Source organism: Lentzea aerocolonigenes, from assembly GCF_000955955.1.
In the GTDB taxonomy this organism is placed as follows: Bacteria; Actinomycetota; Actinomycetes; order Mycobacteriales; family Pseudonocardiaceae; genus Lentzea; species Lentzea aerocolonigenes_A.
Genome location: NZ_JYJG01000159.1, coordinates 22,965 through 45,250, shown reverse-complemented (window position 1 = coordinate 45,250; position 22,286 = coordinate 22,965). Strand labels below are relative to the sequence as shown.

20 protein-coding genes are annotated in these 22,286 nt (G+C 71.1%); 6 read left to right on the top strand and 14 right to left on the bottom strand.

Annotated features, from left to right (window positions below; all coding sequences use genetic code 11):
* Positions 1-17 precede the first annotated feature (17 nt).
* Together UK23_RS23030 and UK23_RS23025 are read right to left on the bottom strand one after the other, a co-directional pair.
* Positions 18-2,618, bottom strand: a complete 2,601-nt coding sequence (locus tag UK23_RS23030; RefSeq protein ID WP_052684952.1) for an AfsR/SARP family transcriptional regulator — start codon at positions 2,616-2,618, stop codon at positions 18-20.
* The gene (locus UK23_RS23025; RefSeq protein WP_045313675.1) at positions 2,615-5,260 is read right to left on the bottom strand and encodes an AfsR/SARP family transcriptional regulator; all 2,646 of its coding nucleotides are present in this window, start codon (positions 5,258-5,260) and stop codon (positions 2,615-2,617) included. Before UK23_RS23025 ends, UK23_RS23030 begins: the two co-directional genes overlap by 4 nt.
* Between UK23_RS23025 and UK23_RS23020 the strand changes: the two genes are divergently transcribed.
* Positions 5,259-5,486: a hypothetical protein gene (locus UK23_RS23020; protein WP_045313674.1), complete on the top strand. Its 228-nt coding sequence runs from the start codon at positions 5,259-5,261 to the stop codon at positions 5,484-5,486. The genes UK23_RS23025 and UK23_RS23020 overlap by 2 nt on opposite strands.
* Positions 5,487-5,489: 3 nt before the next feature.
* Here the strand turns inward: UK23_RS23020 and UK23_RS23015 are convergent, their stop codons facing one another.
* From UK23_RS23015 to pdhA, 3 genes are read right to left on the bottom strand one after another with little or no spacing between them, the layout of a single operon-like run.
* On the bottom strand, positions 5,490-6,716 hold the full coding sequence (locus tag UK23_RS23015; protein ID WP_045313673.1) for a dihydrolipoamide acetyltransferase family protein: 1,227 nt from the start codon (positions 6,714-6,716) through the stop codon (positions 5,490-5,492).
* Complete coding sequence (locus UK23_RS23010; protein WP_045313672.1) at positions 6,713-7,702, bottom strand: alpha-ketoacid dehydrogenase subunit beta; 990 nt, start codon at positions 7,700-7,702, stop codon at positions 6,713-6,715. The genes UK23_RS23015 and UK23_RS23010 overlap by 4 nt, the downstream gene beginning before the upstream one ends.
* Positions 7,702-8,766, bottom strand: a complete 1,065-nt coding sequence (pdhA, locus tag UK23_RS23005) for a pyruvate dehydrogenase (acetyl-transferring) E1 component subunit alpha (RefSeq protein ID WP_045313671.1) — start codon at positions 8,764-8,766, stop codon at positions 7,702-7,704. The genes UK23_RS23010 and pdhA overlap by 1 nt, the downstream gene beginning before the upstream one ends.
* Before the next feature lie 135 nt (positions 8,767-8,901).
* On the opposite strand from pdhA, the gene UK23_RS23000 reads away from it, so the two are divergent.
* The gene (locus UK23_RS23000) at positions 8,902-9,339 is read left to right on the top strand and encodes an Lrp/AsnC family transcriptional regulator (RefSeq protein WP_082114891.1); all 438 of its coding nucleotides are present in this window, start codon (positions 8,902-8,904) and stop codon (positions 9,337-9,339) included.
* A 43-nt stretch (positions 9,340-9,382) separates the two neighbouring features.
* Here the strand turns inward: UK23_RS23000 and UK23_RS22995 are convergent, their stop codons facing one another.
* The 4 genes from UK23_RS22995 to UK23_RS22980 all read right to left on the bottom strand — a co-directional run bounded on the left by UK23_RS22995 (position 9,383) and on the right by UK23_RS22980 (position 12,736).
* A complete protein-coding gene (locus UK23_RS22995) occupies positions 9,383-9,676 on the bottom strand; it encodes a DUF4342 domain-containing protein (RefSeq protein ID WP_045313669.1) in 294 nt (97 codons plus the stop codon).
* A 101-nt stretch (positions 9,677-9,777) separates the two neighbouring features.
* The gene (locus tag UK23_RS22990; RefSeq protein ID WP_045313668.1) at positions 9,778-11,271 is read right to left on the bottom strand and encodes a sialidase family protein; all 1,494 of its coding nucleotides are present in this window, start codon (positions 11,269-11,271) and stop codon (positions 9,778-9,780) included.
* 51 nt (positions 11,272-11,322) lie between these two features.
* Positions 11,323-12,393: an ACR3 family arsenite efflux transporter gene (gene arsB / locus UK23_RS22985; protein ID WP_045313667.1), complete on the bottom strand. Its 1,071-nt coding sequence runs from the start codon at positions 12,391-12,393 to the stop codon at positions 11,323-11,325.
* Between the two features lie 13 nt (positions 12,394-12,406).
* Positions 12,407-12,736, bottom strand: coding sequence for an ArsR/SmtB family transcription factor (locus tag UK23_RS22980; RefSeq protein ID WP_045313681.1), 330 nt, complete (start codon positions 12,734-12,736; stop codon positions 12,407-12,409).
* A 59-nt stretch (positions 12,737-12,795) separates the two neighbouring features.
* On the opposite strand from UK23_RS22980, the gene UK23_RS22975 reads away from it, so the two are divergent.
* A complete protein-coding gene (locus tag UK23_RS22975) occupies positions 12,796-13,197 on the top strand; it encodes an arsenate reductase ArsC (protein WP_045313680.1) in 402 nt (133 codons plus the stop codon).
* On the opposite strand, the gene UK23_RS22970 is transcribed toward UK23_RS22975, so the two are convergent.
* On the bottom strand, positions 13,194-14,381 hold the full coding sequence (locus UK23_RS22970) for an MFS transporter (RefSeq protein ID WP_052684950.1): 1,188 nt from the start codon (positions 14,379-14,381) through the stop codon (positions 13,194-13,196). The genes UK23_RS22975 and UK23_RS22970 overlap by 4 nt on opposite strands.
* Positions 14,371-15,693, bottom strand: coding sequence for an FAD-dependent oxidoreductase (locus tag UK23_RS22965; RefSeq protein WP_045313666.1), 1,323 nt, complete (start codon positions 15,691-15,693; stop codon positions 14,371-14,373). Before UK23_RS22965 ends, UK23_RS22970 begins: the two co-directional genes overlap by 11 nt.
* 97 nt (positions 15,694-15,790) lie before the next feature.
* Here UK23_RS22965 and UK23_RS22960 point away from each other — a divergent pair, with 97 nt between their 5' ends.
* Positions 15,791-16,621, top strand: coding sequence for a helix-turn-helix domain-containing GNAT family N-acetyltransferase (locus UK23_RS22960; protein ID WP_045313665.1), 831 nt, complete (start codon positions 15,791-15,793; stop codon positions 16,619-16,621).
* A gap of 3 nt (positions 16,622-16,624) precedes the next feature.
* Here the strand turns inward: UK23_RS22960 and coaD are convergent, their stop codons facing one another.
* The 3 genes from coaD to UK23_RS22945 are packed head-to-tail and all read right to left on the bottom strand — an operon-like array spanning position 16,625 to position 20,535.
* Positions 16,625-17,035: a pantetheine-phosphate adenylyltransferase gene (coaD, locus tag UK23_RS22955; protein ID WP_052684954.1), complete on the bottom strand. Its 411-nt coding sequence runs from the start codon at positions 17,033-17,035 to the stop codon at positions 16,625-16,627.
* A gap of 60 nt (positions 17,036-17,095) precedes the next feature.
* Positions 17,096-17,764 (bottom strand): phosphoribosylformylglycinamidine synthase subunit PurQ, encoded by a 669-nt coding sequence (locus UK23_RS22950; protein ID WP_045313663.1) that lies wholly within the window; start codon positions 17,762-17,764, stop codon positions 17,096-17,098.
* Positions 17,761-20,535 carry an AIR synthase-related protein gene (locus tag UK23_RS22945; protein ID WP_196777830.1) on the bottom strand — a complete coding sequence of 925 codons (2,775 nt, stop codon included), beginning with the start codon at positions 20,533-20,535 and terminating at the stop codon, positions 17,761-17,763. Before UK23_RS22945 ends, UK23_RS22950 begins: the two co-directional genes overlap by 4 nt.
* Before the next feature lie 130 nt (positions 20,536-20,665).
* On the opposite strand from UK23_RS22945, the gene phzG reads away from it, so the two are divergent.
* Complete coding sequence (phzG, locus tag UK23_RS22940) at positions 20,666-21,283, top strand: phenazine biosynthesis FMN-dependent oxidase PhzG (RefSeq protein ID WP_045313661.1); 618 nt, start codon at positions 20,666-20,668, stop codon at positions 21,281-21,283.
* Positions 21,284-21,379: 96 nt separating this feature from the next.
* Positions 21,380-22,258, top strand: coding sequence for a cobalamin-binding protein (locus tag UK23_RS22935; RefSeq protein ID WP_045313660.1), 879 nt, complete (start codon positions 21,380-21,382; stop codon positions 22,256-22,258).
* The last annotated feature ends 28 nt before the right edge of the window (positions 22,259-22,286 follow it).

The following is a 22,286-nucleotide window of genomic DNA, read 5'->3' as shown; positions in this document are numbered from 1 at the left end:
GTCCCACTGAGCGTGAATCACCCGCCAACGTTCTGGGTCGCGCCACTAGCAGCCGACTCGGCCAGCCGTCGCCGCGCGGTGTTCTCCTCCGCGGTGAACCCAAGACGCCGGGACAGCTCCAGCGCCTGACGCGCATGGTGTTGCGCCGCTTCGGGTTCGCCGCCGCACAGCGCGACGAACGAGAGGTTGTTGAGCGTCTCCGCCACGCCTTCCTCGTCGCCGCACGCGCGGAACATCTCCAGCGCACGCTCACAGGACGCACGGGCGCTGGCGAGGTCGCCGAGGCGCGCGGACAGACGGCCCATCCCGTTGAGCGCCTTGGCTTCCCAGGTGGTGCGGCCGTGCCGTGCGTAGATCAGCATCGCCTCGGTCGCGTCGGCGATGCCGCGGACGTCGTCGCCGAGCTCCTCCCGCACGGCCGCACGCACCGAGAACGCGTGGGCGCGGTACAGGTCGTCGCTGCTCCGGTTCAGCGCGTCGGTCAAGTGGTGCAACGCCTCGTCGTGGTGGCCGGCGCGGGTGCAGGCGAGACCGAGCAGCACGGACGCCAGCGCCAGGTCCTCGCCCACGCCGAGGCGTTCGCCGACCGCACGGCCCGCCCGCCAGGCGGCGAGGTGTTCGTCGACCCGGCCCGTTCGCAGCAGGTACGGGTCGAGGCACCAGGCCAGCTGCCACACGTAGAGCGGGCAGTCGGTCGCGCCCTGCTGAATCGCCAGCAGCGACTGGTGTTGCTGGTCGAACCACTCGGTGGCGCGGTCGAGCGGCAGCGGGCGGTCCAGCGGCGGGATCTGCTCGATCAGCTTCCGGCCGGGGGTGAACGCGAGTGCGGCGTCGGCTGAGGCGCGGAGGTAGAAGTCCATCATGCGGTGGAACGCGGCGGTGCGCTCCGGCTCCGGGATGTCCTTCGCAGCGCGTTCGTAGACGTCGAGGCGAACCAGGTCGTGCAGGCGGTAGCGGTTCGGGAGGTACTGGGTGACCAGGTTGGCGTGCTCCAGCGCGGCGAGGACCGGGCGCACCGCGGCCGGCGGGCGGTCGGCCAGCAGTGCCGCCGCCGTCAGGCCGATGTCCGGGCCCGGCGCGAGCGCGAGCAGGCCGAGCAGCCGCGCGGCGTCCGGGTCCAGCACGCGGTAGGAGCACTCGAAGACGGCGCGCAGGCTCGCCGGGCGTTCCCCCGCGTCCATCGCGTCCAGCCGCGTCACCACGTCGGCGACCTCCTCGGCCAGCACCGCCAGTGAGAACGCCGGCTTGGTCGCGGCGCGGGCGGCGAGGATGCCAAGCGCCAGCGGCAGACCCGCGCAGTAGCGCACGAGCTCGTCGACGGCGGCGGGTTCGGCGGCGGTGCGGGTCGCGCCCAGGTGGCTGCCGAACACCTCGCGCGCCTGGTCGTCGTCGAGCGCGCCGAGCGTGACGGGCACCGCGCCGTGCTTGGTGATCATGCCGCCGAGCTGGTGGCGGCTCGTGATCACGACCGTGCACGAGTCGCCGCCCGGCAGCAGCGGTTCGACCTGCGCGGTCTCCAGCGCGTTGTCCAGCACGACCAGCATCCGGCGGTCCGCGACCAGCTCGCGGAACAACGCCGCCTGCGCTTGCACGCCCGGCGGGATGGACTCCGCCGGAATCCGCAGCGCGTCCAGGAAACCGCGCACGACCACCGCCGGTTCGACTGGAGGACCGGCCGGGTCGAAGCCGCGCAGGTTCGCGAACAGCTGGCCGTCGGGGAACTCGGCCAGGTGCGCGTGGGCCCAGCGCAGCGCGAGCCACGACTTGCCCATGCCGCCCACGCCGCTGATCACCGTGATCGGCGTGTGGCCGATGCGGGCGAACTCGTCGTCGCGGCCCCGGAAAGCCCGCAGGGGTGCGGGCAGCTGGCGCGGGACCGCGCGCGGCCGGGTGGTCAGGTCCAGTGCCGGAGCGGCGGCCAGCACCTGTTCGTGCAGCTGCCGCAACGCCGGACCGGGTTCGGTGCCCAACTCGGCCACCAGACGGGTGCGGATGCGCTGGTAGTGCTCGAGCGCCTCGTTCTGCCTGCCGCACCGGTACAGCGCGAGCATCAGCTGGGCGCCGACACGTTCGTCGATCGGGTGCTGGTCGGCCAGTTCGGTCAGCTCGCCGACCATCCGGCTGTGCTCACCGAGGCGCAGCCGGACGTCGTGGTGGTCCAGGCGCGCGGCGAGATGATCCAGGTGGAGCCGGGTGCGGGCGGCGGCGAACCACGGCGTCGTGGCGCCGGCGAACGCCTCACCCGACCACAACGCCAGGGCCTGCGCGAAGAGCGCTGACGCCTCGGCATCGGCGGCCGCGCGGGCACGGCTGACGAGCGCGCGGAACCGGTGCAGGTCAACGGCTTCAGGGTCGGTCACGAGCTGGTAGCCCGCCGACGCGCGCTCGATCACCACTCCCCTGCCGCGCAACCGCGACACGTAACTCCGCAACGTCGCCGCAGCCGTCGGCGGCGCGTCATCGCCCCACACCCGCGTGACGAGATGCGGGACCTGCACCGGGCGGTTGACGTCCATCAGCAACGCGGCGAGCACCAGGCGTTCACGCGGAGAACCGAGCGGCACCTCGACACCGTCGACCTCCGCTCCGATCGGCCCGAGCACGCGGAATGCCGTCATCGCAGCTTCTCGTCGATCGTGTGTGCCTCGTCCGCCCGGCCTTGGCCGCGCATCAGCTCAGCAGCCAGCGTGAACGCCGCGCGTGCTTCGTCAACGCGACCGAGAGCCCGGTGCGCGTCGCCGAGGTGATCCAGGATGGTGGCCTCGTAACGCTGGTCGCCGACCTCCCGGAACACCTCCAGCGACCGTTCGTACCACGGCACGGCGGCCGCGAAGTCCCCGCTGTGGAAGGCGATGTAGCCGAGCGTGTCCAGCGTGCCCGCCTCGCCGGCCTGGTTGCCGTTGGCCTCGAAGATCGCCAGGGCGCGTTCGCAGTGTTCGCGCGCGCTGGCGTAGCGCCCGGTCAGCGCCGAGAACCAGCCGACCGCGGTGAGGCCCTGGGCGATGTTGCCGGTCTGGCCGGTGTGCTCGAAGCACCGCAACGCTTCTGCCGCGTGCTCCAGCGCGCGTGAGTTGTCGCCCTTGGTCGCCCACGCGTCGGAAAGCACGTAGTGCACCTGTGCCTGCACGGCGTGGTCGCCTGCGCGTTCCGCCAGCGCCAGTGCCTGTTCGAGATGGTGCATCGCCTCGCCGTGCGCCCCGGTTCGCGCCAAAGCCGTTGCGATGTAACGACGTGCGAACGTCTCGCGCTTGACGTGGGCCATCCGCTGCGAGGCTTCGAGCGCGATCTTCCACACGGCGAGCTGATCCGCGATGTTGGCGGTGTGGGTGTGAAAGGTGGTCAACGCCCACGCGCACTGCCAGGCCTGCTCGTCCAACTGATGGTCGATCGCGAACCGTTGCACCGCAAGGATGTTCGCGTACTCGACGGCGAACCAGGCGTGCGGAGAGGCAGGGTTCTCCGGCACACACCCCACCGCGACGGGCTCGGTCGGCAGCGGAACACGCGACGGGAAGAGCGTCCGCTCCGCTGCCGTGGCGCTCGCGGCGTAGTGGTCGACCAGCCTGCGGGAGGCTTCCGCGTCCGGCTCCGCCACCTCGGCCGCGTACAACCGCACGAGGTCGTGCATCCGGTACCTGTCCGCGGCGTGCTGCGTGACGAGGTGCGCGGATTCCAGCTCCCGCAGCACTTTTCGCAGGCGCGCCGCCGGCTGCCCGGCCAGCGAGCCGACCGCGGCCAGCCCGATGTCCGCGCCGGGGTGCAGGCCCAGCAACCCGAACAACGCCGCTGCCCCTGGTGACAGTGCCGCGTACGACCACGACAGCACCGTGCGCAGGTTCAGGGCGGTGTCGCCGGTGCCGAACCCGTCGAGCCGCCCCGCCGCGTCCTCCAGCTCGGCCGCCAGCGGGGTCAGCGCCCTGTGCGCGGCCCGAGCGCCGACGATGCCCAGCGCCAGCGGCAGCCCGGCGCAGTAGCCGAGCAACGCGGCCACCGCGGCGGGTTCCGCGGCCACTCGTTCGGCGCCGATGTGTCCGATGAGGACTGCACGGGCATCCTCGGGGTCCAGCACGTCGAGCGACAACGGCACCGCACCGTGCGCGGACACGAGCCCGGGGAGCTGGTGCCGGCTGGTCACGATCACCGTGCAGGTCCTGCCACCCGGCAGCAACGGCTCGACCTGGGCCGACTCCCGAGCGTTGTCGAGCAGCACCAGCATCTTCCGGTCCGCCACCAGCTCGCGGAACAACGCCGCCTGAGCGTCCACGTGCGACGGACGTTCGGCCGCGGCCACCCCGAGCGCGTCCAGGAAGTCCCGCAGCACGGAGGCGGGCTCGACCGGCGGTGCGGCCGGGTCGAAGCCGCGCAGGTTGACGTAGAGCTGACCGTCCGGGAACTCGGCCACGTGCTGGTGCGCCCAGTGCAGCGCCAACCACGTCTTGCCGACCCCGCCGGCGCCACCGATCGCCGAGATCACCACGGTGTCGGCGGGGTGCGCGCTGTCCAGGGCGGCGAGCTCGGCCGCCCGCCCGCTGAACAACGGCGGCCGCGCGGGCAGCTGCCGCGGCACCGCGCTCTCGAGCGCCGCACGCCTCCCCAGCTCGCGCAACGCCGCACCGGGGTCGGCGCCGAGCTCGTCGGCCAGCCAGGCGCGCACCTTCTCGTAGTGCGCCAACGCTTCGGCGTGCCGCCCGGTCGCGAGCAACGCCGTGATCAGCTGCCCCGCCACCCGCTCGTCCGCCGGGTGGGCGACGCTCAGCTCGGCCAGCTCGTCGACGGGGTACCTGCCTTCGGCGAGCAACGCGTCGTAGTGATCGAGCACCGCCCCGAACCGCGCCGCTTCGAGCCGCTTGCGTTGCGCGTCCAGCCCCGCGATGCCCGCGAACGGCTCACCGCGCCACAGGTCGAGCGCCTTGCGGTAGGTCGCGCTCTGCCCGGTGCGCCCGGCTTCGGCGAGGAAGTCGTTGAACCGCACCACATCCACCGCGTCCGGTTCGGCCCGCAGCAGGTATCCGCCGGTGTGCCTGCTGATGTCGAACCCGAGCGAGCGCAGCCGCGAGAGGTACGCGCGCAACGTGATCGACACCGTCTCAGGTGGAGCGTCGCCCCAGACGCGCAGGATGATCTCGGCGGCGGAAACGGGATGGCCGACGTCCGCGAGCAGCGCCGCGAGAACCGCCCGCTGCCTGGGCGGACCCAGCTCGACGGGCGTCCCGCCGACCGTTGCCCGCAGCTCCCCCAACAGCCCGAACTCGACCCGCATGCGTTCCCCCTCACCGGGGATTCTCGCACGCGGACCGGGCGCTGGGCAGCGCGGCCTGGCGCTGGCCACGCTCCGCACCGCGATCATCGACGCCGGGCACAGCGTGGAGGTGTGGTCGGGGTTCGCCGGCGAACCGCCCGACCTCGGCAGGCTGATCTTCGCGGTGGCGCACCCCGTGATGCTGCGCCAGCTCTGGTTCGGGGTCCGGGACGCGCAGCCGAACTGATCGCTACAGGTCAGCCAGCGCCGACTTCGGGTTCTCGACGCAGTCGGCGACGAAGCGCAGGAACCCGCCCGCGGTGCCGCCGTCGCACACGCGGTGGTCGAACACCAGCGACAGCTGCACGAGGTGCCGCACCACGATCTCACCGTCGACCACCCACGGGCGGGGCAGGATCCGGCCCATGCCGAGGATCGCGACCTCCGGGTGGTTGATGATCGCGGCGCTGCCGTCGACCCCGAGCACGCCATAGTTGTTGAGGGTGAACGACCCTGAGCTGAGTTCGGCCGCGGTGGCGGTGCCCTCGCGCGCGGCGGTGGTGAGCCGGCGGATCTCGGTGTCGAGGCCGCGCATGCTCAGGCGATGTGCGTCCTTGATCGCCGGGACGACGAGGCCGCGGCCGGTTTGTGCAGCCAGGCCGAGGTTCACGCCGTCGAGGTGGGTGATCTCGCCGCGCTCGGTGTCGACGCGGGAGTTCAGCTCGGGGAAGCGGGTGAGCCCGGCCACGACGAACCGGGCGACCATCGCCAGAATCCCCGGCGCCGCACCGGTTTCCTTCAGTTCGGCGCGCAGTTCCAGCAACGCGGTCGCATCGACGTCCACCCACGTCGTCGCCTCGGGGATTTCGCTGCGGCTGCGGGTCAGCGTCGTGGTCACGGCCTTGCGCATGCCCGTCAGCGGGACACGGGTGCGGATCGGGAGGCCCGTGCGCTGGTCGACATCACTGACCGGTTCGGGCTTTGTGGCCGCGGTTTCGACGTCGCGGCGCGTGATCAGGCCGCCGGGTCCGGTGCCGGACAACGCGGTGAGGTCGACGCCGTTGTCACGGGCGAGGCGGCGCACGATCGGCGACTGCACCGCAGGACGTTCCCCGTTGTGCGCAACGGAACGCGGAACAGCCTTCCGGCGACGACGGGAGGTGGTCGCCGCCGACGTTCCGTATCCGATCAGGACGTTGCCCGAACCGGCACGCTCTTCCTCCACATAGGACTCGGCAGCGCTGTTCACTGAAATCAACGGCGAGCCGACCTGGAGGGTCGCGCCCTCCTCACCGTGCAGCCGCGCGATCACCCCGCCGAACGGCGAGGGCACCTCGACCATCGCCTTCGCGGTCTCGACCTCGGCGACGGGTTCGTCCACCGCGACCGAATCACCGGTCTTCACCAGCCAGCGGACCAGCACCGCCTCGGTCAGCCCCTCACCGAGGTCGGGCAGGTCGAACACCCTGGCGCTCATGCGGCGTCCTCCCACTGCAGCGTGTCGACGGCGTCCAGGATCCGGTCCACCCCTGGCAGGAAGTGGTGTTCCAGCTTCGGCGCGGGGTAGGGCACGTCGAACCCGGTCACCCGGCGGACCGGCGCCTCCAGGTGGTGGAAGCAGCGCTCTCCGACCCGTGCCGCGATCTCCGAGGCCACCGAGGCGAAGCCGGGTGCCTCGGCGACCACCACGGCCCGGCCGGTCCGGCGGACCTCGGCGCACACCGTCTCGTCGTCGAACGGGACGATGGAGCGCAGGTCGATCACGCCCAGGTCCCGGCCCTCGGTCGCGGCCTGCGCGGCGGCGGCCAGCGCCACCGGCACGGACGGGCCGTAGGCGATCAACGTGGCGTCCTTGCCAGGACGGCGCACCACCGCCCGGCCGATCGGCGGCACCGGCACGGACACGTCCACTTCTTCCTTGGCGAAGTAGTGCTTCTTGGGCTCCAGGAAGACCACCGGGTCGGGGCTCGCGATCGCCGCGCGCAGCAAGCCGTACGCGTCGGCGTTGGTGGCGGGCGCGACGACGGTCAAGCCGGGCGTGTGCGCGTAGTAGGCCTCGGACGAGTCGCAGTGGTGCTCCACCCCGCCGATCCCACCGGCGTAGGGGATGCGGATCACGATGGGCAGCCGCACCTTGCCGCGAGTTCGGTTGCCGAGCTTCGCGACGTGGCTGACGATCTGCTCGAATGCCGGGTACGCGAAGGCGTCGAACTGCATCTCGACGACCGGGCGCATCCCGTTCATGGCCATGCCCACCGCCATGCCGACGATTCCGGACTCGGCGAGCGGGGTGTCGAACACGCGGCTCTCACCGAACTCGCGGTGCAGCCCGTCGGTCACCCGGAACACCCCGCCCAGCTGGGCCACGTCCTCGCCGAACACGACCACCGAGTCGTCCTGGGCGATGGCGTCCCGCAGTGCGGCGTTGATCGCCTGCGCCATGGTCATCTTCGGGGTGCTCATCAGGCCTCCTCGAGCTCGGCCCGCAGCACCGCGCGCTGTTCGGCCAGCTGCGGCGTGGGGGTGGCGTAGACGTGGGCGAAGATCTCCTCGGGATCGACGGGCGTCTCGGCGCCGACTCCGGCCCGGACCGCTGCCGCCATCTCCTCCGCCGCGTCCGCGATCTCCTGTTCGCGCGCGTCGTCGAGGGTGCCCTTGGCCTTGAGATAGGTGCGGACCCGCAGCAGCGGATCACGCGGGAGCCAGTCGTTCACCTCGTCGTCGGCGCGGTAACGGCTGGCGTCGTCGGCGTTGGTGTGGGAGTCGATGCGATAGGTGTCCGCCTCGACCAGCGTCGGCCCCTCGCCCGCGCGTGCCCGTGCGACCGCCTCGCCCAGCACCTTCTCCAACGCCGGCAGGTCGTTGCCGTCGACCCGGATGCCGGGCATGCCGTACCCGATCGCCTTGGCCGCCAGCGAAGGCGCGACCGACTGGCGCGCGAGCGGCACCGAGATCGCGTACTTGTTGTTCTGCACGAAGAACACCACCGGCACACGGAACACCGCGGCGAAGTTGCACGCCTCGTGGAAGTCGCCCTCGCTCGTCGCGCCGTCACCGCACAACGCCATCACGACGGTGTTCTCGCCCTTCAGACGTGCGGCGTGCCCGACACCGACGGCGTGCAGCAGCTGCGTCGCCAGCGGTGTGGCCTGAGGCGCGACCTTGTGCTCGTTCGGGTCGTAGCCGCAGTGCCAGTCACCGCGCAGCAACGTGAGCGCCTCGACCGGGTCGACCCCGCGGGCGACGATCGCGGCCGTGTCGCGGTAGGTCGGGAACAACCAGTCGCCTTCCTCGAGCACCGACGCGCACGCGACCTGGCACGCCTCCTGCCCGCGCGAGGACGGGTACACGGCCAGCCGTCCCTGGCGGACCAGTGCCCCGGCCTGCTCGTTCAGGCGGCGGGCGAACACGAGCCCGCGGTAGCCCTCGAGCAGGGTCTCGGCGTCGGGCGCCGTGGCACCGCGCACGAGTCGTCCTGACTCGTCCAGCAACCGCGCAGGGGTGAGGGCCGCCTTGAGCTGACTCATGAGCCGGAATGTTGCCTAGAATGGCGGTCGTTCGGCCAGGTCTGGGCGCTATCGCGAGACGATTGACTTCCTGGGACGATTCAGCCGGACCAGTTGGCCTGATGCAAAGCCCTGCTGACCTCGGGAGCGAGACACGTGGACACCGAGCTGGACGAGATCGACCGCCGGATTCTGCGTGAGCTGGAGGCCGACGGCCGGTTGTCGGGCCGGGCACTGGCCGAGCGCGTGACGATCTCGCGCGCGAACGCCTACGCCCGCTTCGACCGGCTGGTGGCGGACGGCGTGATCACCGGATTCACCGCCCGCGTCGACCCGGTCAAGGTCGGCCTGACCACGTCGGCCTACGTGGCGATGACGGTGCGCCAGCACAACTGGCGCGATCTGCAGGCACAGCTGCGGGCGATCCCGGAGGTGCGGCACATGGCGTTGATGGGCGGCGAGTTCGACGTGATGCTGCTCGTCCGGGCCGAGGACAACAACGCGTTGCGGCGCGTCGTGCTGGAGCAGCTGCAGACCATTCCGGGCGTGCTGTCGACCAAGACGTTCCTGATCTTCGAGGACGCCGGCAACTGAGAACGGGGCGCCGTCACCGACGCCCCGTTGCTGAACATCTGATCTAGATCCGCTCGGACTCGACCGTCGTCGCGGGCTGGGCGGTGGGCTCCGGCTGGCGGTTCTCCAGCTTGATCCCGCACTTGCTGACCAGCGCGACCCCCGCGCCGATCGTCGTGGCCACCGGAGCGGCGAACGCGGCGACCACCCCGAGGGCGACCGGCACCTCCAGCACCACCTCGTCCTTGCTGTCACGCACCACCACGCGGCGGTTGATGCCTTCGCTGACCAGCCCGCGAACGGCGTCGACCACCGAGTCGACGGCGGAACGGGCGGACTCGGACTTGGACTCGCTCATTGTTCTCCCTGAACTGCGGATCTCCCCTGACAACCACAGCTTGCCCGTGATCGCGCGAGCTGCCATCAGGGTTCTCCCTGAACCTTCGCCCGAATTGACCCTCAGGTGTGGTTCAGCCGCACCGCGTGCACGTCCGCTCCGTCGGCGATCGTCGAGGTGAAGAACGCGATGGTGGCGTTGCCCGAGATCGTTTCGAGCCCCATGTAGTCACCGAGGAACAAGCCCCTCGGATCGCCCGGCGCGAAGTACGAGACCGGCGCCCGGTAGAGGTCGAACGGGCCGTGCAGGTGCTGTTCGGGCTCCCAGCTCAGCGTGCCGTTGTGCGAGTGGCGGACCCACATGTCGGTGGTCGCCACACCGTCACCGAGCACGTTGTTGCGGTCGTCCCAGTAGGTCAGGGTCACCATGCCGGTGTCCGACACGTCGATCGCGTGGTTGTAGGACTGCACGCCGGGGCCACCGGTGGCGACCACGGCCGGGCCGCTCCAGTGCCGGCCGCCGTCGGTGGAGCGGGCCAGCACGACCCGGTTCACCGCGGTGCCGAGGCCGTCGCCCCAGACCACGTAGACCGCGCCGCTGGTCATGTCGACGGCGATGTCCGGGATGTAGTCGCCCGCGCGGATCGGGAAGTTGTCGTCGGGCACGAACAGCTGCGCGAACGTGAGCGGCGCGACCTTCGCGGGGGCCGACCAGTGCAGGCCGGCGTCGCGGGAGGTCATGACGCTCATGTACACGCCGTTGTCGTTGACGGTGCCACCGGTGAACAGGTTCGCGGCGGCGTCGTACAGCGTGCCGTCCGGGCCGACCGCGATCTGGTTGCCCTGCAGGTAGGTGTTCGAGTTGCGCATCGGCACCGGGGTGGACCAGGTCAGGCCGCCGTCGGTGGTGCGGGAGAACATCGCCTGGCCGCGGTAGGCGAACGAGTGCAGATCCGCGGTCGGGCTCTGCTTGCCGTTGTTGGGGTAGGCCCCGCGCAGCCACGTCGCGTACGCGTAGCCGGCGCGGGTCGGGTCGCCGGTGATGGAGACCTTGTCGTTGAAGACGAAGCGGTCGCCGTTGTCCTCCTGGATGATCTGCGGCGGCCGCCAGGTGCCGGTGGACCGGTCGAGGCTGGTCACCGAGATCGCGGACAGGCCGAGTTCGGCCGAGTCGATGGGCTGGCCGATGAAGTAGGCGTTGCCGGCCTTGTCGTAGGTCACCCACGGGTCGGTGACGCGGCCGAACCGGGTCGGGCCGCCCTGGCAGGCGCTCCACGGCACGTCCGGCAGCTTGCTCCACGACGCGCCGCCGTTGTGCGAGATCCACGAGCTCAGGCCGCGCGCGCCGCCGTCCGGCCAGCGGTCCTGCTGGCTGGCGCCGATCATCTCGGCCGGGTTGACCGGGTTGACCGCGACCTGGGGTTCGACCTCGGTGTCGTCGTAGGCGGCGGCGAAGGCCGCCGAGCCGCCGAACGGGCAGCTGGTCAGCGCCGACGGGCCGCTGACCAGCACGTCAGCGCCGACGGAGAACGGTGCCGCCGACGCCGCCGGTGCCAGGCTGAACAGAATCAGAGGGACGACCGCCGCAGCGGCGGTGAGCCGTCTGGTCGCACGCATGAGGGTACCTCCGCATGTCTGCTTTCCCCCTCATGGGTGAATCGTCCTGAGTCAGCGCGGTGTTGCACTCCACCGCCGGCGCAGCCACAGGCTCACGTAGACGAGCGCCACCAGCACCGGCACCTCGATCAGGGGGCCGACCACGCCCGCGAGCGCCTGGCCGGAGGTCACGCCGAACACGCCGATCGCGACCGCGATGGCGAGCTCGAAGTTGTTGCCCGCGGCGGTGAACGCCAGCGTCGTGGTGCGCTCGTAGGACAGCCCGGACGCCTTGCCGAGCGCGTACGAGCCTGTCCACATGATCGCGAAGTAGACGAGCAGCGGCAGGGCGATGCGGGCGACGTCGAGCGGCCGGTCGGTGATGGTCCCGCCCTGCAACGCGAACAGGACGACGATCGTGAACAGCAGGCCGTACAGCGCGATCGGGCCGATGCGGGGCAGGAACCTCGACTCGTACCAGTCCCGGCCGCGTGACCGCTCCCCCAGCCTGCGGCTCAGGTAGCCGGCCAGCAGCGGGATCCCGAGGAAGATGAGCACGGACCTGGCGATCTCCCACGCGGAGAAGCCGGCCGCGGCGGTGTCCAGGCCGAGCCAGCCCGGCAGCAGTTCGAGGTAGAACCAGCCGAGCACGCCGAACATCACGACCTGGAACACGGAGTTCAACGCGACCAGCACCGCGGCGGCTTCCCGGTCGCCGCAGGCGAGGTCGTTCCAGATGATGACCATGGCGATGCAGCGGGCGAGGCCGACGATGATCAGGCCGGTGCGGTACTCGGGCAGGTCCGCGAGGAAGATCCAGGCCAGGGCGAACATCAGCGCCGGGCCGAGGATCCAGTTCAGCACCAACGACAACAGCATCGTGCGGCGGTCGCGGGTGACGGTGCCGAGCCTGTCGTAGCGGACCTTCGCGAGCACCGGGTACATCATCAGCAGCAACCCGAGCGCGATGGGCAGCGACACCTCGCCGATCTTCACCGCGTCCAGCACGCCCTGCAGACCGGGGACGAACCGGCCGAGCAACACACCGGCGAACATGGCGACGCCGATCCACACAGGCAGCAGTCTGTCCAGAAAGGACAGTCGGTGCAGCACGTCAGGTGCCGCGGATTCCTTGATGCTCAACGAGGTTCTCCGGTCAGTCGCAGCAGGCACTGGCGTCGCGCAACGGTCCACCCGGCGCGAGCACCGCGGCGAGGGTGTCGAACGCGGCGTTGTCGATCCGGTACCAGCTCCAGGTGCCGCGGCGCTCGCGGCTGAGCAGGCCGGCCTGCACGAGGATCTTGAGGTGGTGACTGAGCGAGGACTGCGGCATGTCGAACCGGTCAGCGAGGTCGCAGAAGCACGCCTCCTGCCCCTCGGTGCGGCGCACCAGGCTGACCAGCTCGACGCGAATCGGGTCGCCGAGCGCCTTGAACAGGCGTGCGGCGGCCGTCGAGTCGAGCAGCGTCCGGTCCTGGCTCGTCATGCCGATCACCCTAGCTCCTTGGATTGACAAAAGTCGATACAGGAGGTGTGATCTGCACCGTGCTCAAGACTCCCGAGGTGCTGTTCGTCTGCGTGCACAACGCGGGCCGCTCCCAGATGGCCGCCGCCCTGTTGCAGCACTACGGCATGGGCCGCATCGCCGTTCGTTCGGCGGGCTCGGCTCCCGCCGAGAAGGTCAACCCGGCCGCTGCCGCCGCACTGGCCGAGTGGGGGCTGGACATCACCGCCGAGGTGCCCTCGAAGCTCACGACCGAGGACGTCGAGGCGTCCGATGTCGTGATCACGATGGGCTGCGGCGACACCTGCCCGGTGTTCCCCGGCAAGCGCTACCTGGACTGGCAGCTCGACGATCCCGCAGGTCAGGGCATCGACGCCGTCCGGCCGATCCGCGACGAGATCGACCGCCGGGTGCGTGGCCTGGTGGCCGAACTGCTCGGCTAGCGCGGCACGCTCGCGGTCGACAACGCGGCCGCCACCACCCCGATCACGCCCAGCACCACGAACACGGCCGGATAGCCGCCGAGCCACGCCGCCAGCGCGCTGCCCGCCCACGGTGCGACCGCCGCGGTGAGCATGACCGGGGCGGTGAGCAAGCCGTTGAGCTGTCCGTAGTGGACAGAACCCCAGCGGTCGGTGATCGCGGTCGCCTGCACCAGGGTGAAGATCCCGCGCGCGACCCCGGCGAGCACCGAGCCCGTGATCAGCAGCAGAGCCGGGCCGGGCACCACGCCGAGCAGTGCGGTCACGACCGCGCTGACCAGCAGCACCACCAACGTGCGGGTGCGCACCGAGGTTCGCGCGGCCAGCCTGGCGTAACCGAGCCGGCCGAGCACCTGCCCGACCCCGCCCAGACCGAGCGCGACCGCGGCGGCGGACGTCGTCATGCCGCGTCCGGTCAGCAGCGGGACGAGGTTGATCACCACCGCGTACACGCTGAACGCGGCCAGGCTCATCGCGACCACGAGCACGAGGAACGGCCTGCTGCGCGCCACCGCCGACGGGGTGTGGGCGGTCTCGTGCTCGATCGCGGGCCACGGCAGCCGCAAGCCCCACAGGTGCAGCGGAATCGTGGTGACGGCGAGCAATCCGGCGAGCACGAGGTAGGTGCCGCGCCAGTCCAGCGCGGTGTTCAGCACGGCGGTCAGCGGCGCGAACACCGTGCTGGCCAGCCCGGCGACCAGGGTGAGCGCGGTCAGCGCGGACACCCGGCGAGGCCCGTACCAGCGGGTCAGCGCGGCGAAGGCGGGTGCGTAGAAGATCCCGGCCATCGCCACCCCGGCGAGCAGCCACGCCGCCGTGAACAAGGCCAGCGAACGCGCGCTCGCCAATGCGACGAGGGCGAGCACGGCCACGACCGAGCCGGTGGTCATGATGGCGCGCGGGCCGTGCCGGTCGAGCAGCCTGCCCACCGGTATGCCCACCAGGCCCGCGACGATCTGGCTCGCGGAGAACCCGGCCGTGATCGCCGCGAGCGACCACCCGGTGCGCGAGCTGATGGTCGGCAGCAGCACCGGGAAGGCGTAGTAGAGCACGCCCCAGCTGATGATCTCGGTGGTGCACAACACGATCAGCACCCGACGCAGCCCGGCCTCAAGGCCGGGCCGCGTCGTCGTGTCAGCGTGCACTGGGCGCGAGGCCGATCGTCACGTCGACGGGCTCGGGCGCGCCGCAGCAGCCGCTCGCCTGTTCAGTGGCGTCGAACACACCGGCGCCACCGCACACACCGGTCTCCGGCAGCACCAGCTCGAGCCGCGCGGCCGACTCGTGATCGCCCGCGATCGCCGCGACGACCGACCTGACCTGTTCGTACCCGGTGAGCGCGAGGAACGTCGGCGCGCGGCCGTAGCTCTTCATGCCCACCAGGTAAACACCCGGCTCGGGGTGCCGCAGCTCCTTTTCGCCGTGCGGGTAGACGGTGCCGCACGAGTGGACGTTCGGATCGATCAACGGCGCGAGCTCTGCGGGCGCCTGCAGCACGGGGTCCAGGTCGAGCCGGATCTCGGACAGCCACGACAGGTCCGGCCGGAACCCGGTCAGCACCACGACCTCGTCGATCCCCTCGACGCGATAGCCGTCGAACGACTCCAGCGCGAGCCTGCCGTCGTCACCTTGTTCGACCGCGGCGGTGCGGAATCCGGAGACGATCTCGACGTGACCGGCCTCGGCCGCCTCCTTGGCCCGCAGCCCCAACGCACCACGAGCGGGCAACTGGTCAGCCTCGCCACCGCCGAAGACGTTGCCGACGGCACCGCGCCGCAACAACCACACGATCTTCGTTCCGGGTGCCTGTTCGGCGAGGCTCGCGAGCGCCACCAGCGCGGTGAGCGCGGAGTGTCCGCTGCCCGCGACGGCGATCCGCTTGCCCGCGTAGCGAGCACGGTCGAGCGCGAGGTCCGGCACGCGGTAGCTGATCTGCGACGCCGCCGCCTGCTCCCCCACCGCGGGCAGTCCGTCTCCGCCGAGCGGGTTGGGCGAACCCCACGTGCCGGAAGCGTCGATCACCGCACGGGCCGCGATGCGCTCCTCGCCCGCAGCGGTCCGCACGTGCACCGTCAGCGGTTCGTCCTCACGGCCGGCGTCGACGACCCGGTCCCGGCCACGTCGCGCGACCCCGGCCACGCGTGCCCCGAAGCGCACCACGTCACCGAGAACCTCAGCCAGCGGCGTCAGGTAGAGATCGGCCCACTCCGCACCGGTCGGATACAGGCCGCCGTCCGGGCGCACCCACCCCGCCTGGGCCAGCAACCGCTCGGCGGCCGGGTCGACCAGCTCGCTCCACCGCGAGAACAACCGGACGTGGTTCCACTGCGACACGGCCGCACCGGCCCGGCCGCCCGCTTCCAGAACGAGCACCCGCTCGCCCCGTTCGACCAGATGCGCCGCCGCGGACAAACCCGCAGGTCCCGCACCGACCACGACAACTGGCAACTCGCTCACAGCACACTCCCTGCATCGAATCTTTTCGAACCAGGACCGGGACTCTATCGATCGGGGTCGATTGACGCAACCATCGATCCTCGTCGATACTTCGCTCATGACAGTGGTCTCTCCGGCGCTCCTGCCCACCGAGGACGCCGCAACCTACGCGGACTGGTTCGCGTGCCTCGCCGAACCGACCCGCGTGCGGCTGCTGCACGCCGTCGCGACCTCGGGCCGCGCGATGACCGTCGGCGAACTGACAGAACTGCTCGGCATCAGCCAGTCCACCTGCTCCCACCACGTGCGCAAGCTCGTCGAGGTCGGCTTCCTGAAGTCGCACAAGGAAGGCACGGCCACCCACGTCACCGTGAACCCGTCGTGCTGTACCGGCCTCCCCCACGCCGCCGACGTCGTCATGGGTGTGCTCGCACCGCGCCCGTGCTGCCCGGACAACCTGCCGCTCGACGTCACCGTCCGTGCGATGCGCGACGACGACTGGACCGCCGTGCGCCACATCTACGCCGAGGGCATCGCCACCGGCGACGCCACGTTCGAAACCGAAGTCCCCCAACGCAGAGCACTCGACGCCAAGTGGCTGCGCGACCACCGCTGGATCGCCGAGACCGACGGCGAGATCGCGGGCTGGGCGGCGGCCACACCGGTGTCCACCCGCGACTGCTACGCGGGTGTGGCCGAGCACTCCGTCTACGTCGGAGCCGGCTTCCGCGGCCGAGGCGTCGGCAAAGCCTTGCTGCACAAGCTCGTCACCGCCGCCGACAACGCCGGCCTGTGGACGTTGCAGACCTCGATCTTCCCCGAGAACCGCGCCAGCCTCGCCCTGCACCACGCCGCGGGTTTCCGCACCCTCGGGGTCCGCGAACGCATCGCGCAGCACCACGGCGTGTGGCGCGACACCGTCTTCCTGGAACGGCGAGCTGCCGGCTGAGAACTACCGCCGAGCCGTCGCCGCGATGACCGTCGAGGAGATGTGCCCGTGCACGGGATCGGCCGGGAAGAAGAGCGTTTCGATGCCGCTGAGGCGCAGGTTCATCTGCGCCATGGGCAGTTCGTGCTCCAGGTCGCGCTTGGTGCGCGTGCCTCGCACGATCACACCGATGCCGTGTGCGCGGCAGTAGTCGACCAGCAGTCGCCCGGTGCTGGAGTCCACCGTGACGTTGGGCAGGTCGCTGGTCATCTCCGCCAGCAGCGCCAGTCGTTCGGGGAGCGCGAGGCGGCCGGTCTTCTGAGGGTTCGTGAAGACGCACACGACGAGCTCGTCGAACAGGGCCGCGGCTCGGCGCGCCACGTCGAGGTGGCCCTGGGTGGCCGGGTCGAAGGAGCCGGGGAACAAGGCGCGCACGGTCGCCATGCTAACGATCAGCTGGTGCTCGCGGAGGTCGCGAGCACCAGCTGAAATGCATCAACGGGCGGCGCGCACGCCGTTCTCGAAGAACGCGAGCCGCACCTCGCGGTCCACGGCCCGTTCCGGGTGGTCCATCAGGCCGAACGAGAGGCCGTCCAGGCTGGTGATGCCCGCGATGTTGTCGAACGAGCCGTCCGGGTTCGACTCCTTCTCGTACCGCAGCGCGACTCGGTACGCGGCACCCTCGGCGTCGGGGTGGAAGCGGCCCTCGCCGTGTGCGCACGGGAACTCGAGGGTCTGGCCGGCGAGGCCCGTGAGCCACGGGCTGTCGTTGTCCTCCTCGACGACGTGGCGAACGTGCTCGTCGTTGCGGAAGGTGCCGGAGCTGTTCACCTTCAGGCCCACCTTGCCGAAGCAGCCTCCGCGCACGGCGATCTGGAAGCCGTTGCAGATGCCGATCAGCGGGCGGGTGCGGCAGGCCTCGAACTGGTCCGCGAGGTGGCTGCGCAGCAACGCACCCGCCACGGCACCGGCGCCGAGGTGGTCGCCGAACGAGAAGCCGCCGGGGATGCAGAGGATGTCCGCGTCGTCGAGGCGCTCGTCGCCGGACAGCAGATCGGCCGCGAAACGCAGCCGCGGGATCGCGCCCGCGGCGGCGAACGCCTTGACGGTCTCCTCCTGGCAGTTGGTGCCGGGGAGGTACAGGACGTTGACGGTCGGCTTCATGCGATCCTCGCCGTGAACGAGTTGAGCCAGCCGTCGCGCGCGGCCGGGGTGAACAGGTCGGTGCCGTCGAGCTGGATGCCGGCGCCGGGAACGAGGGTGCCGAGCACGACCGGGTTGAGCTCGGCGGGCAGGACGGCGACGTCGGACTGGGCCACCTCGACGACCGCGCCGACGCGGTGCTCGGCGAAGAGCGACTCGGTGGTCGCGGTTTCCAGCCGCACGCCGGTGCCGCTCGCGAGCACACCCTGGGCGAGGACTCCGGCCACACCGCCGGAACCGATGCGGGCGCCGCTGCGGAACAGGTTCCTCGACGCGGCCAGCGCGGTCAGGTAGCTGTCCACATCGGACAGTGCCAGGTCGTCCAGTGCGCCGGTACCCAGGCCGAGTTTGCGCGCGGCGACGGTGCCGACCGGCGACGACGTGGACAGGCCGATCCGGACGAGCACGTTGTCCGAAGCGGTCCACTGCTCGCGCAGCAGGTGGTCGTGGTGCGGCACCTTGCCGAGCGCGGTCAGGAACACCGCGGGCGGCACGCTGACCAGGCCCTCGTCGGTGTGCACCGAACCGGCCGAGGAGTCCTTGCCGGAGATCAGCGGCACGCCGAAGTGGCGCACCAGCACGGCCAGCTCGTCGACCATGCCGACCAGCCACTCGCGCCAGTTCTCCGACAGGTGCGGGGTGTAGAAGTTGTCGCACATGCAGATGTCGTGCACCGCGACGCCCGCGAGCACCTGGCCCGCGATCGCCGAGCAGAACATCTGGCGCGTCGCGGCCACCGGGTCGGCGTCGAACATCCACGGGTTGAACGCGGTGTTCAGCACGGCGGCTGCAGGCGAACCCGCGACCGGCGTGCCCGCCCAGTAGGCCGTGCGGACCTGCTGAACGGTCCCGTAGTGCGGGCCGTAGAAGGTGTTGCCCTGGACCGTGGAGTCGTACTGCGAGTCGGCGTGGTGCTGCGACGCGATCTCCGCGTCGGACACGACCTGCTCCAGCAGCCCGGCCAGCTCGGCCGGCGCCAGCGACGGCCACGAAGGCACACCGGACGGACGCGGCGGCGGGCCGACCTCGACGCGTTCGACCTCGATGTCGAGCAGGTCGTACGCCACGTCGAAGCCGGTCTCGCCCTGGTGCGCGGGCACGGCGTCCGGCGCGGAGGCGATCAGCGCCTCCTCGGTCAGGTCCGGTGCGTGGAACACGTGGTAGCGACCCGTGTCCGCGAACCGGCCGATGACCGTGGAACGGACCATGTGCTTGTCGAGGATCTTCCGCGCGCGCTCCTGGTGCTCCGGCGGCACCGCGAGCAGCATGCGTTCCTGCGACTCCGACAGCAGGATCCGCCACATCGGCAGCGCGGCGGTCTTCAACGGGACCAGCGCGGTGTTGATCCACACCCCGCACGCCTCGCCGATCTCGCCGACAGCGCTGTTCAGGCCCGCGCCGCCGACGTCGGTCAGGGCGCTCATGCAGCCCTCTTCGCGCAGCTCGATCAGCGCCTTGCGGAACTTGACCTGCTCCAGCGGCGCGCCGATCTGCACCGCGGCCGTGTCCATCGTGGCGCCGGCCGAGCTGGCGGACGCGCCGTGGATGCCCTCGTTGCCGGTCAGGCCGCCGATCAGCACGACGAAGTCACCGGGACGCGGGGTGCCGCGCTGCGCCGCCGACACCGGCAGCAGGCCGATGCTGCCGCCGAGCGCGAACGGCTTGGCGCGGTACGCGGGGTGGAACGTCATGCGCGACGACATCATCGGCACGCCGAACGTGTTGCCGTACTCCTTGATCGCCCGGATCGTCTCGCCGGCGAGCCTGCGCGCGTCCGGCCGGCCCGCGATCGGCGCGGGGGCCTCGGGCTCGCCGACCGCCGTGTACTCGAAGCTGCCGATCGGGTCGGCGCTCAGGCCGGTGCCCAGAATGTCGCGCAACACGCCGCCCAGCTTGGTCAGCTGGCCGAAGTAGCCGGAGATCGCGGACGGGCCGTTGTGCGTCTCGGCCTTGATCGCGATGGCGTGGCCGTCGTAGAAGTCCCAGACGCCCGCGTTGTCGTGGAACATGCTCAGCACGTTGGGGTTGTCGACGTCCTTCGCGGCCTGGACGAGCCGGCCGAGCAGGCTGCCGAGCGACTTCCACGTGGTGTGCGCGCAGTGGTCGCTCCAGCGGGCGTCCAGCGCCTCCAGCAGGACGTCCGTGACGAACTCGTCACCGAGCGTCACCTGGACGTGCTGGACGTGCTTCATCTGGGCGAGCGAGAGGTTGCGGCCACCGGCCAGACCCAGCTCGGCGAGCGCCGCGTCGTCGAGTCCGCGCAGGTCGTGCTGGGCAGCGGGCTCGTAGTGGCCCTGCGGCACGAGCGTGTCGTACTGCGGCTCCTCGTCGTGGACCTCTTCGATCGTCGCGTTGAACCGCGTCGACACGACCAGGTCACGCAGCTTCGGCGACTCCGACCGGTACGTGGTCGCGACCTTGCCCGCGCGCGCCTTGACGCCGAGCAGCCCGCACACGGTGATGATCGAGTCGCTCTCGTTGTCGACCACGCCGCGCTTGTAGGCGACCTGCACGGCGCCCTGCTCCAGCGGCTGGTCCACGGTGACCTCGACGTCGAGCTGGTCGCCGAGCACGGCGGCCACGTCGGCCAGCGCGGCCGGGGCCGGGTCGGTCTCGAACTCGACGTAGTAGTCGCGCCACACCTCGAGGTCGTCGAGCTCCCACGAGCGGCCGAGTTCGCGGATGTCGGGCTCCGCGACGCCGGCGGAGCGAACCGAGAACTTGTGGATCAACAATCCTCCTGGAGCTGGACCGGGCGGTCCCGGAGATTCTCCCAAGTGCGTCCGCGCCCGCAGCACTAACCCCCGGTAGACCGCTTGGAGGACCCGTCCGCCCATGATCGGGTGCGGCTAGCGTGACGGCATGACGTTGAGCGGTGACGCCACCCTGGTCCTGCCCGAGTTCGACGCACCACCCGCCGATCCGATCGCGCTGCTGGCCGAGTGGTTCGACGCCGCGGTGCGCCGGGAGGTGCGCGAGCCGTTCGCGATGGTGCTGTCCACCGCCGACGCCGGTCGTCCGTCGAGCCGCGTGGTGCTGTTCAAGCACCTTCAGGACGGCGCGCTGGTGTTCGCCGGATCGAGCAGCAGCCGCAAGGGCCGGGAGCTGGCCGCGAACCCGTTCGCGGCGGTGAACTTCCACTGGCGCGAGACGCTGCAGCAGATCACCGTCACGGGCTCGGTCGAGCGCTTGCCGGCCGAAACGTCCGACGAGCTCTTCGCGGAACGGCCCCGCGCCGCCCAGGCCGCCGCGATGGTGTCGCTGCAGAGCGCGCCGCTGCAGGACGAGGACGTGTTGCGGGCGGGCGTCGAGTCGCTGGTCGAGAGCGGTGTTCCGCTGGACCGGCCGCACGAGTGGTTCGGGTACCGGCTGGTCCCGGACGGCATCGAGTTCTGGCAGGGCAGGCCGGACCGGCTGCACCGCCGGCTCCGCTACACCCGTGACGAGCAGGGCTGGACGCCGGAGCGGCTCCAGCCCTGAGCTGCGTCACCTCCTGGCCGCCCGGCGGGACAGCGCGAGCGAGATGTCGGCGGACTGAGTTTAGTCAACACTGAAGTTATAGAGTAGGTTCACCACGTGCGCATCGTGTCCTTGCTGCCCGCCGCGACCGACATCGTCGCCGAGTTGGGGCTGCTAACCGCACTGGTCGGCCGCACCCACGAGTGCGACTGGCCGGCCGGGGTGAGCTCCGTCCCGGTGGTCACCATGACCGGCATCGACCAGAACGTGTTGAGCAGCAAGGAGATCTCCGCCGCGGTGGGCGGGAGTCACCAGGGCTCCGGGCTGTACGACATCGACGCGGAACTGCTCGCCTCGCTCGCACCCGACGTCGTGCTCACCCAGGACCTGTGCGACGTGTGCGCGGTGTCCTACCAACGGGTCTCCGAGGCGGTGCGGGTGCTCGACGCCGGACCGAGGGTGCTCAGCCTGGAACCCCGGACCCTGGGCGAGGTGCTCGGCTGCCTGGAGACGGTGGCCACCGCGCTCGGCACCACGGCGTCGGCGCAGATCGCCGCACTTCGGGCGCGGCTCGACGCGGTGCGTGCCGAGGTCGAGGGGCGCCCTCGGCCGCGGGTGGCCGCGATCGAGTGGCTGGACCCGATCTGGCCCGCCGGGCACTGGGTGCCGGAGCAGATCACCTGTGCCGGAGGCATTCCGCTGTTGGCCTCGCCCGGTGAGCACACCAGGCCGATCGAGTGGCAAGCGGTCCTCGACGCACGGCCGGACGTGGTCCTGTTGCTGCCGTGCGGGTTCCCGCCGGAACGCACGATGGCCGAGCTCCACGCGATGACCGGCCTGCCGGGGTGGGACGACCTGCCCGAGGTGTGGGTGCTCGACGGTCCGTCCTACTTCAACCGGCCGGGGCCACGAGTGGTGCGCGGCGCCGAGGTGCTCGCTCACGTGCTGCACGGCGCGGGCTCGATCAGCCCGGCCGAGGCACGCCGGATCCGCTGACCGAACAGGTGGGGAGAGGCCGACGAGC